Here is a 9,284-nt window from a genome sequence, read left to right as displayed (position 1 = left end):
CCACGTTCGGAGGCCTACTTTGTTTTCCCTCTGGCGCAAGGCACGCCGGGAAAACAGTGCGGCCTCGCGGCTACTGGGGTCTACCAGCCTTCGCTTCGCTCTCCATGGCTGGCAGCGGAAGCCCAACCTGCCCAAACCCCGGAATTTGCCACTGTTCCCCATGGGCCGCATCGTGGATAATGCCTTCATGCGCCTGTTCGTCAACCAGCTCACCGTACTAGATTTTTCCTACCTCGATTCCATCCGGGGACTGGTGGGAGAAAGCTGGCAAGTGGATGTAGAACTGGAAGGCGGGCTGGATGAACAGGGTATGGTGCTGGATTTCGGCGATGTGAAACGCCAGGTAAAGCAGCTCATCGATGACAGCTTCGACCACCGTCTGCTGCTGCCCGCTGACTACAGCGGTCTGCATACATCAGGAAACGAGCTGACCTTTCGCTTGCAGAACGGCGCCCGCATCCGTCATCGCGGTCCTGCCGAATCCCTGCAGTTTATTGCCGGACCGGAAATCACGCCCGAAAATGTGGCGCAGGCCATACACCAGGCGCTGCTCCCCTCCCTGCCCTGGAACGTACATACGGTCAGTCTGAAGCTCTACCCGGAAGTCATCGAAGGTCCCTGGTACCAGTACAGCCACGGCCTGAAACATCATTGCGGCAACTGCCAGCGCATTGCTCACGGACACCGCTCACGCATCGAGATTCAGCGCAACGGCCGGCGGGACGAGGCACTGGAGAAGCACTGGGCAGCAGCGTTCCATGATATCTATATCGGCACCGAAGAAGACATGGTGGCCATTACCTCTCACGACGACCAGACCTGCTTCCGCTTTTCCTATACCGCCGAACAGGGCGACTTCGAGCTGGAACTGCCCGCCGGCCGCTGTTACCTGATGCAGACCGAGTCCACGGTGGAAAACATCGCCCGCCACATCCGCGAGATGCTGGAACAGGAGTTCCCCGGCAATCACTTCGTCGTGCGGGCCTTCGAGGGAATCGGCAAGGGAGCCATCAGCGAAACCTCCTCAGGCTAGGCCCTTGCTGCTGGCTAGTCATAATCCCGGTCTTTCCATTGGCGCAGGGCTTTGAATACTTCACGATGGCCTGACAGGGACCGGCCCGCCCATTTTTCCGCAGCCCGGACAACATCAGGCACATCCGTGCGCAGGAAGGGATTGGTGGCCAGCTCCAGGGCAAGGGTCGAAGGCACTGTGGGCAGTCCCCGGGCTCTTTTTTCCCGATCTTCCCGAATGCGCTGCAGCAGGGCGGCGTTCTCCGGCTCCACCCAGCGGGCGAACCCGAGGTTGGCCAGGGTGTATTCATGGGCGCAATAGATGAGGGCATCCGCTGGCAGTTCCGCGATACGCCGCAAAGAATCGCTGAGCTGCTCGAAAGTGCCGCTGAACACCCGGCCGCAACCGCCGGCAAACAGCGTATCGCCGCAGAACAGCAGCCCGTCGCCATGGTAGGCGATATGGCCTTCGGTATGGCCGGGCACATCCAGCACCCGCAGATTCATCTTTCCTTGCAGCAGGGAAATTTCTGCGCCATCTTCCAGCCTTCTGTCCAGTGAAGAAACCGGCTCATGGGCGGGACCATACACCACGGCCCGGGGCCAGTGCTGTTTCAGCGCCTTCACCCCGCCTGTATGATCGCCATGCTTGTGGGTGATCAGCATGGCCGTCAGTTGCAGGTCTTGGGCCTCAAGATAGGCCAGCACCGGATCTTCATCACCGGGATCGACCACCACGCAATCCGGCGTTCCCTCTGTTCTCAGCAGCCAGATGTAATTGTCATCGAAAGCCGGGAGCGGAATGACATCTATCGGGTTCATTTTCCGTACAAGGTCCCGGGGTCGATGAGTACCGGCTGATCCACCACGACCCGGTCACCCTGCACCAGGTTATAGAAACAGTCGCGCCGCCCGGTGTGGCAGGCAGGCCCCGTCTGATCCACCTGCAGCAGCAGCGTGTCGCCATCACAGTCAAAGCGGGCTTCCCTGAGCTCCTGGATCTGGCCGGAGGACTCACCCTTGCGCCACAACTGCTGGCGGGAACGGGACCAGTAGCAGACCCGTCCCTTTGCCAGGGTTTCCTGCAGGGCTTCGGCATTCATCCAGGCCAGCATCAGGACCTCTTTGGTATCATATTGCTGGGCAATCGCGGGAATCAGCCCATCGGCATTCCAGGGGATCTGCGCCAGCACCTCCTGCAGAGATACGGACTGATCGGCAGGCAGTGTTTCCAGGGTCTTCCACAGGCCGTTGCCGCTCACTTGATCAGTCCTGCCTTTTTCATGTCCGAAACCACCAGGCTGGCCAGCTTGGCGACGATCTGCCCGGCCGATGACGGATTGAAACTTTCGGTGGCCCCACCCCAGACCATCTTGCCGGTTTTCACGGAAAACACCCGTGTCTCCAGCCGCACAACCTTGGTGGTACGCTCATAACCAGGTGTATAGATAGGCTGCATACTTTGGAAATAATAGCCATAGTAGCCATACCCTCCCCAGGCAGCGGGGACATAGTAGTCGACACGTGGCGGCACGTAGTCTTTACGGTTTTCCACGTCCTGCAAGGTCGTGACCAGCACGGCGTCCGCCCCGACCTTCTTCACCACCGCCTCGATCTTTTCCCTTTCCTTGTAATCCTGCAGGTGGGGCATGTATACGTAGCTTGCCACTGCTTCGCGCCCACCCTGGGTCATCTTGCCGACGAACTGGTCCTCGAAGGTACGGCGCATGAGATCATCCTTGACGACGCCTATCACCAGGAACTTGCGCAGCTTTTCGCCCTGGTAGCCGCTGTCCGCCCAGCTATCGACCAGTTTGGTAGTAGATGAACAGCCTTGAATGATTGTGATGAGCAACAGCATGATGCTGACAACAAAGAGTTTTCCTTTGAGCATTTCCGTTTTTCCTATCAATATTCCGATGTCAGGATTCTACAACACACAGACAGGGTCAGGACATTGGTATAATTCACTGGTTTGTCATCACCCGGTCACAGTTCATGCGTATATTCCGCATCTCATTCCACAATCAGGGCAAGGTCTATCAATTGCATGCCGAGCAGGTCAGCCAGGGTGAGCTCTATGGCTTCATCGAAATCTCGGGACTGCTGTTCAACGAGCATACCTCCGTGGTCATCGATCCCGCCGAGGAGAAACTCAAGGATGAATTTTCGGGCACCAGCCGCATTCTGGTTCCCATGCATGCAGTGATACGCATCGATGAAGTCGAGAAACGCGGACAAAACATGATCTTCGACGTGGGGGATACGGGCAATGTCACGCCTTTTCCCAGCTTCGGCCCCGATACCAGGAAATAGACGACCGGAAATGCCAAAGAATACCGCAAGACAGAAGCACATCCTGCGCCAGCGGGACATGCTGTACAACATGCTGCTCGACCCCATGCACCGCGCTGCCAAACGCTGTGCCCGCGTCTGGGACGACAAGGAACAACTCGACCGGGCATTGATGAAAAGCCTTGGGCAGGTGCCCTACTGCAGCTATCTGTACGCCATGGATCTGAATGGCATGCAGGTCAGCGCCAACGCCTCCCAGGATGGTCTGATCGAATCAGACTACAGACGCGACCGCGCCCGGCGCCCTTATATGCTGGAGCTGGAAGCAGACAAGGAAATGAACCTGTCTTCCGCCTATATCAGTATGCGCGCCAACCGCCCCTCGCTGACGGCTGTGCAGAAGGTCCATGTCGATGGTGAGCATGTAGGTTATCTGGGAGCGGATTTCGACCTGCGTGACCTGCCCATCACCAAGGAACTCTACGCGGAGCCCGGCCGCTGGCGCCAGATCAAGGGCGATCCGGCCATCCGCGCACAGGTGTTCAAGCAGATCCGCATCCAGAGCAGTCTGGACGACCAGCTGGATCTGGTGCTGCCGGTACTGGAAGAGCTGGTCACGGAACACGGCGCCTTCCAGATGGAGATCCACTTTTCCAGCAGCAGGGCCACACTGTGGTTCATGCAGGATCCTTACCGCTACCAGCTGGTTGAAATCGACGAACTCACCGATCCGGATATCTGCCTGGCCTACCCTCACCACCCCTATCCGGAAGACGCTCAGATTCCCCGGGAGAGTATCCGCCCCATCCTTCAGACTTTCCGCCACCTGCGTTTCGCAGACGATACCATCTATCTGCGCGCCGGCTCCATCAACCTGTTCAACGGTATCGTGGGACTGAATTTTTCCTGCGATGGCTCCCACTACATCCCCCATGACCAGTTTCTGGCCAGAGACTCCGCCTTCTGGAACGGTATATAGGCACACAAAATACCCGTTGATAGCACAGCAGCTCAGGGACACCATACGCCCATGAACAGACAACAGACGATCGAACAGAAACTGCAGGAAGCCCTGACACCGGTGTATCTGGAAGTGGTCAACGAAACCCACATGCACAACGTGCCTGAAGACAACGAATCCCATTACAAAGTCATCGCAGTATCCGGACTGTTCGAAGGCAAATCCCTTCTGCAGCGCCATCGCCTCATCAACGCGGCACTGGCCGAAGAGCTCAGCAACGGCATCCACGCACTGGCGCTGCACACCATGACGCCGGATGAATGGTCTGCAAAGAACGGGCAGGCACCGGACTCTCCTCCTTGCCTGGGCGGAGGGGCCAAATAGTGGGCGCCGTACGCTGGCTGCTGGGCCGTATGATCCTGTTTTTCGACTGGCTCACCCAGCCGCGCAAACCGGACCACAGCCCCGAGAAGCAGGCCGAACTCGATGCACAGACAGGCAGTATGGCGTTGTATCAGTACGCCGCTTGCCCATTCTGCGTGAAAGCCCGGCGCGCCATTCGCCGCCTGGGCCTGAATATCGAACTGCGGGACGCAAAAAACGATCCGGTTTATCGCCAGGAACTGGAACGAGAAGGCGGGAAGCAACAGGTTCCCTGCCTGCGCATTGCCAATGAGGACGGCAGCGTCACTTGGCTGTATGAATCCGGCGATATCATCGCGTATCTGCAGAAAAGGTTCGGCTGACCTCCCAACCGGGTAGGATGCGGTGAGGCACAAACCACATCAACAGTGCGTGGGTATTCTTCGATGCGGTTCGCAAGCTCACCGCATCCTACCAAATCCAGCTCTTATGCAGTGCCGGAAGCCAGCCCGCAACATTCATGAAGTTTCCGGGCTAACCGGTCACCTTGCATCGTGATAAAATCCCACCATACGATTCAGTTACCGGAAGGCGGCATGACCACCCCACACAGACTCCTCGCCCGGGCAGAAGCCCAGATCCATCAGAACCTTTTCACCATGACCAACAAGGCCCATCAGTCGGTGGAGCAGGCCATGGAGGCGCTGAAAACCCAGAATGCGGAACTCGCCCAGACCGTGGTCAACGAAGATCTACAGCAAAACCATCTCATGCGCATCATCGAGAAGGAGTGCCTGCAGATCCTGGCCACACTGGAACCCAAGGCAGGTGATTTGCGTGAAGTGGTCGCCAGCCTTCAAATCTCCACCGAACTGGAACGTATTTCAGACCATGCCAAGGACATTGCCAATATCGTGCTGGGCATGGATCCCAGCGATTTTTCAGGCCCCATGGATCGCCTGGCCGCCATCGGCGATCTGTGTCAGACCATGCTGGTGCAGGTCATGGAAGCCTATGAAAATCTCGATGTCAAACTGGCGGAGCACGTCGCCCTTCACGACCAGCGCGTCGACGAGCTGGATGAAGAGGCAAGCTCCAGTCTGATGATGACCCTCATGAACAGCGCAGACACCAGCATGCATTGCACTCACCTGCTGTGGATTGCCTATCACCTGGAACGCATCGGTGACCGTATCACCAATATCGCTGAACGGGTAACATTCATGGTTACGGCGGAAACGCCCGAACTGGGATGATTGCCCCGCAAAGCCTGGGAGCACTGAGCAACATACACCGGCTCCTCATTCAACTGGTCGAAGACCTGCCCGCCAGAGACGTCAACACCCGCTTTCATGCGGATCTGCCCGGCATGGGCTGGCTGCTCGGGCGCAGCGTCTACCTGGAGCTGTGGTGGCTGCGCGAAAAAATCCTCGGGGAAGACGACCTGTCCAGGCGCGTGCGGCATATCTTTTCCGGCTCCCTTCCCCAGGCCGTTCAGATGCAACAGCAACTCCCACCCAAGGAGCATCTGCTCAACTGGGCGCTGGAGATCCAGGACGAGCACCTGTCCCGCCTTGCCAATCCGGGCCAGCTGCCTGCTCATCCCTGGCTGAAGAACGGCTGGCTGGTGGATTACATGGTTCAGAGCCATGGACGCATCTATGAGCAGATGCTGTCCGTACGCCATGCACGCGCCGTCAAACAGGGCGGTGCTTTTGAAGTCAGAGAACCCCTGCAGTCCCGTGCACCCGGGGCGGACAGCACAGAAGTCTCTCAAGGGCATTACCGCATAGGCGCCCGCGAAGGAGTGATGTTCGACAACGAACAGCCCATGCAGATGGTGGAGATGCGCAACTTCCGCATCAGCGACAGACCCGCAGACAATGCCGCCTGGCTGGCATTCATGGAAGATGGTGGCTATGCCAAGGAAGAATACTGGAGCGATGAGGGCCGGCAATGGAAGCAGACAAGCAACCTGTCACACCCCTGGCACTGGCGAAAAGATGCCGCCGGCCACTGGTATGCACTGGGCCTCAACGGCCCCATGGAACTGCTGCCCGACCAGCCGGTCAGTGGCATCTCATGGTATGAAGCCGAAGCTTATGCAAACTGGGCCGCACAGAATATCGAGGGTTTTGGCGGCGCCGTGCTGCCCCATGAATATCACTGGGAAGCCGCCGCCCGCATCGGTGCTTTGAAAGACGGGGGCCGGGTATGGGAATGGTGCGGAAATCCGCTGCATCCCTACAAGGATTACGAGAAACCGGTCGACCCGGAAATGTGCACACAAGAATTCGACGGCAGACATCCTGCCTTGCGTGGCGGCTGCATCCATACCCAACCCGCGTTGCGCCGCATCAGCATCAGGAATGCGGGACTGCCGGGCGCCGGTTATCTCTTTTCCGGTGTCCGGCTGGTATTCCCGCCAGCGCTGCAGGAAGAGGCCCTGTACATCGAGCAGTGGCAGAAGTTTCTCGACAAACGCTGACCGGCGGTATCAGATGGCGTCCTCGTCTTCCTCGCCGGTACGGATGCGTATGACGCGCTCCACGGCAGACACGAAGATCTTTCCATCACCGATCTTGCCGGTACGTGCCGCACCAATGATAGTCTCGACGCAGGTGTTGAGCTGCTCTTCCTTGACCACGAGCTCCAGCTTCACCTTGGGCAGAAAATCCACCACGTATTCCGCTCCCCGATACAGCTCTGTATGCCCTTTCTGACGGCCAAAACCCTTCACTTCAGTGACGGTCATGCCGGTAATGCCGATTTCAGACAATGCCTCCCTCACATCGTCCAGTTTGAAAGGTTTGAGTATGACTTCGACTTTTTTCATCGGTTTCCCCTGTTTGATAATCTGATCAATAACCGTTGACGATAGGATAACGCCTGTCGCGGCCATATGCACGCCGGGTGACCTTAACTCCCGGCGGTGCCTGGCGGCGCTTGTATTCATTGATATCCACCATGCGGGTGATGCGCCGCACCAGCGCCTGATCGAAGCCTGCCGCCACGATCTCGGCCACACCCTGATCCTGCTCCACATAACGACTCAGGATCTCATCAAGCACATCATAGGGCGGCAGGCTGTCGGTGTCCTGCTGATCCGGACGCAGCTCGGCAGAAGGCGGACGCACGATGACCCGCTCCCGTATCACCTCGCCGTCCCGGTTGCGCCAGCGCGACAGGCGGTAGACCATGGTCTTGAAAACGTCCTTGAGGGGCGCAAAGCCACCGGCCATGTCACCGTAAAGGGTGGCATAACCCACGGACATCTCGCTTTTGTTGCCCGTGGTCAGCAGCATACGGCCGCTCTTGTTGCTGATGGCCATGAGAATGATTCCCCGGCAGCGCGCCTGGATGTTCTCCTCGGTGACATCCATGGGCTGGCCGGCGAATTCCTCTTCCAGCATACCCAGAAAGGCTTTGAAGGCCGGTTCGATGGGAATGATACTGTGCTTCACACCCATGCGCCGCGCCTGTTCGAGGGCATCCTCGTTGCTCATGTCCGCGGTATAGCGCGACGGCATAAGCACCACTTCAACCTGTTCCGGCCCCAGGGCGTCCACTGCCACGGCCAGTGTCAGCGCCGAATCGATGCCGCCGGACAGGCCCAGTACCACACCCTTGAAGCCTGTCTTGCTCACGTAGTCGCGTACGCCCAGCACCAGGGCGCGGTAGATCATTTCCTCTTCGTCCGGGCAGGGAGTGACCACGCCCGGTTGGGGCTGACCGCCTTCCAGCGACAGAACTTCCAGGGAAGGCTTAAAAAAAGCGCTGCGCAACAGGGTCTTTCCACCGGCATCCACGACAAAAGAGGCGCCATCAAAAACCAGCTCGTCCTGTCCGCCGACGAGATTCACGTACACCACGGGAAGGCCGTTTCCCCTCGCCCGCTGTGAAACCACCTGCTCCCGCTCCTTTCCCTTGCCCGCCTGGTAAGGTGAAGCGTTCAGGTTGAGGATCATTAGGGCGCCTGCTGCCGCTGCCTGGGCAGCAGGGCGGGGCTTCCAGATATCCTCACAGATGGTGATGCCCATGGGCACGCCCGCAATAGTCACCACGCAGGGAGCCTCACCCGGCATGAAATAGCGCTTCTCGTCGAATACGCTGTAGTTGGGCAGTTCTGCCTTGAAGTATTCCGCAATCACTGCGCCCCTGCGAATCACACCGGCCGCGTTGTACAACTTTCCTTCCTTCCGCCGCGGATAACCGATCACCAGGTCGATGCCTTCGGTCTGCTTGCAGATGCGCGCCAGGCCTGCTTCGACATCGGCAAGGAATTCCGGGCGCAGCAGCAGGTCCTCCGGCGGATAGCCACAAATACAGAGCTCAGGAAATATCACAGCCGCCGCGCCCAGTTCGTCCCTGGCCTTTGCGGCAATATCCAGCACCTGCCGGACATTGCCGTCGATATCTCCCACCAGAAAATCACCCTGGGCAAGTGCAATATCTGCAGGCATCTTGCAGCATCTCCAATTAAAAAAGAATACTAAAGTAACACAAAGAATCGGGATTTTTTAGTATCCTTACCCCTGAATCCGTGACTTCGGCAGCCACCTGAAAGTCGTTCGCCCGATGATAATCGCGTAAAATTGCAGTTCCAGTGATTTTCATGATTTCACCCAAGGGGTGAACTGCCAATGACATTCAT

Annotated in this window: 13 protein-coding genes; 8 read left to right on the top strand and 5 right to left on the bottom strand. The window is 58.1% G+C overall.

Features of this window, described 5'->3' with window-relative positions:
* The coding region (locus ACOCD2_RS07120; protein WP_293646242.1) for a hypothetical protein at window positions 1-180 on the top strand (180 nt) is incomplete at its 5' end.
* Window positions 161-1,033, top strand: coding sequence for a 6-carboxytetrahydropterin synthase (locus ACOCD2_RS07115; protein ID WP_308214423.1), 873 nt, complete (start codon window positions 161-163; stop codon window positions 1,031-1,033). The genes ACOCD2_RS07120 and ACOCD2_RS07115, both read left to right, overlap by 20 nt.
* A gap of 14 nt (window positions 1,034-1,047) precedes the next feature.
* Here ACOCD2_RS07115 and gloB read toward each other — a convergent pair whose 3' ends face one another.
* The 3 genes from gloB to ACOCD2_RS07100 are packed head-to-tail and all read right to left on the bottom strand — an operon-like array spanning window position 1,048 to window position 2,923.
* Window positions 1,048-1,833, bottom strand: coding sequence for a hydroxyacylglutathione hydrolase (gene gloB / locus ACOCD2_RS07110; protein ID WP_293646244.1), 786 nt, complete (start codon window positions 1,831-1,833; stop codon window positions 1,048-1,050).
* Complete coding sequence (hisI, locus tag ACOCD2_RS07105; protein WP_293646264.1) at window positions 1,830-2,258, bottom strand: phosphoribosyl-AMP cyclohydrolase; 429 nt, start codon at window positions 2,256-2,258, stop codon at window positions 1,830-1,832. The genes gloB and hisI overlap by 4 nt, the downstream gene beginning before the upstream one ends.
* An 11-nt stretch (window positions 2,259-2,269) precedes the next feature.
* Window positions 2,270-2,923 carry a hypothetical protein gene (locus ACOCD2_RS07100; protein WP_294105399.1) on the bottom strand — a complete coding sequence of 218 codons (654 nt, stop codon included), beginning with the start codon at window positions 2,921-2,923 and terminating at the stop codon, window positions 2,270-2,272.
* A gap of 86 nt (window positions 2,924-3,009) precedes the next feature.
* Between ACOCD2_RS07100 and ACOCD2_RS07095 the strand changes: the two genes are divergently transcribed.
* From ACOCD2_RS07095 to ACOCD2_RS07070, 6 genes are all read left to right on the top strand, one after another.
* Window positions 3,010-3,327 (top strand): DUF1820 family protein, encoded by a 318-nt coding sequence (locus ACOCD2_RS07095; RefSeq protein WP_293646246.1) that lies wholly within the window; start codon window positions 3,010-3,012, stop codon window positions 3,325-3,327.
* Between the two features lie 10 nt (window positions 3,328-3,337).
* Complete coding sequence (locus tag ACOCD2_RS07090) at window positions 3,338-4,285, top strand: PDC sensor domain-containing protein (RefSeq protein ID WP_293646248.1); 948 nt, start codon at window positions 3,338-3,340, stop codon at window positions 4,283-4,285.
* Window positions 4,286-4,336: 51 nt separating this feature from the next.
* Entirely contained in the window at window positions 4,337-4,651 is a 315-nt protein-coding gene (locus ACOCD2_RS07085) for a BolA family protein (RefSeq protein WP_293646250.1), read from the top strand.
* A gap of 29 nt (window positions 4,652-4,680) precedes the next feature.
* Window positions 4,681-5,013, top strand: a complete 333-nt coding sequence (locus tag ACOCD2_RS07080; protein WP_305800214.1) for a glutaredoxin family protein — start codon at window positions 4,681-4,683, stop codon at window positions 5,011-5,013.
* A gap of 213 nt (window positions 5,014-5,226) precedes the next feature.
* On the top strand, window positions 5,227-5,886 hold the full coding sequence (gene phoU, locus ACOCD2_RS07075; protein WP_293646254.1) for a phosphate signaling complex protein PhoU: 660 nt from the start codon (window positions 5,227-5,229) through the stop codon (window positions 5,884-5,886).
* On the top strand, window positions 5,883-7,118 hold the full coding sequence (locus ACOCD2_RS07070) for an SUMF1/EgtB/PvdO family nonheme iron enzyme (RefSeq protein ID WP_293646256.1): 1,236 nt from the start codon (window positions 5,883-5,885) through the stop codon (window positions 7,116-7,118). The genes phoU and ACOCD2_RS07070 overlap by 4 nt, the downstream gene beginning before the upstream one ends.
* Window positions 7,119-7,127: 9 nt before the next feature.
* On the opposite strand, the gene ACOCD2_RS07065 is transcribed toward ACOCD2_RS07070, so the two are convergent.
* Together ACOCD2_RS07065 and ACOCD2_RS07060 are read right to left on the bottom strand one after the other, a co-directional pair.
* The gene (locus tag ACOCD2_RS07065; RefSeq protein ID WP_293646258.1) at window positions 7,128-7,466 is read right to left on the bottom strand and encodes a P-II family nitrogen regulator; all 339 of its coding nucleotides are present in this window, start codon (window positions 7,464-7,466) and stop codon (window positions 7,128-7,130) included.
* Window positions 7,467-7,491: 25 nt separating this feature from the next.
* Window positions 7,492-9,093 carry an NAD+ synthase gene (locus tag ACOCD2_RS07060; RefSeq protein ID WP_293646260.1) on the bottom strand — a complete coding sequence of 534 codons (1,602 nt, stop codon included), beginning with the start codon at window positions 9,091-9,093 and terminating at the stop codon, window positions 7,492-7,494.
* Between the last annotated feature and the right edge of the window lie 191 nt (window positions 9,094-9,284).

It is taken from the genome of Thiolapillus sp. (genome assembly GCF_048562965.1).
Classification (GTDB): Bacteria; Pseudomonadota; Gammaproteobacteria; order Chromatiales; family Chromatiaceae; genus Thiolapillus; species Thiolapillus brandeum_A.
The sequence above is the reverse complement of the archived record's forward strand: the minus strand, read 5'-3'. Positions and strand labels throughout refer to the sequence as shown.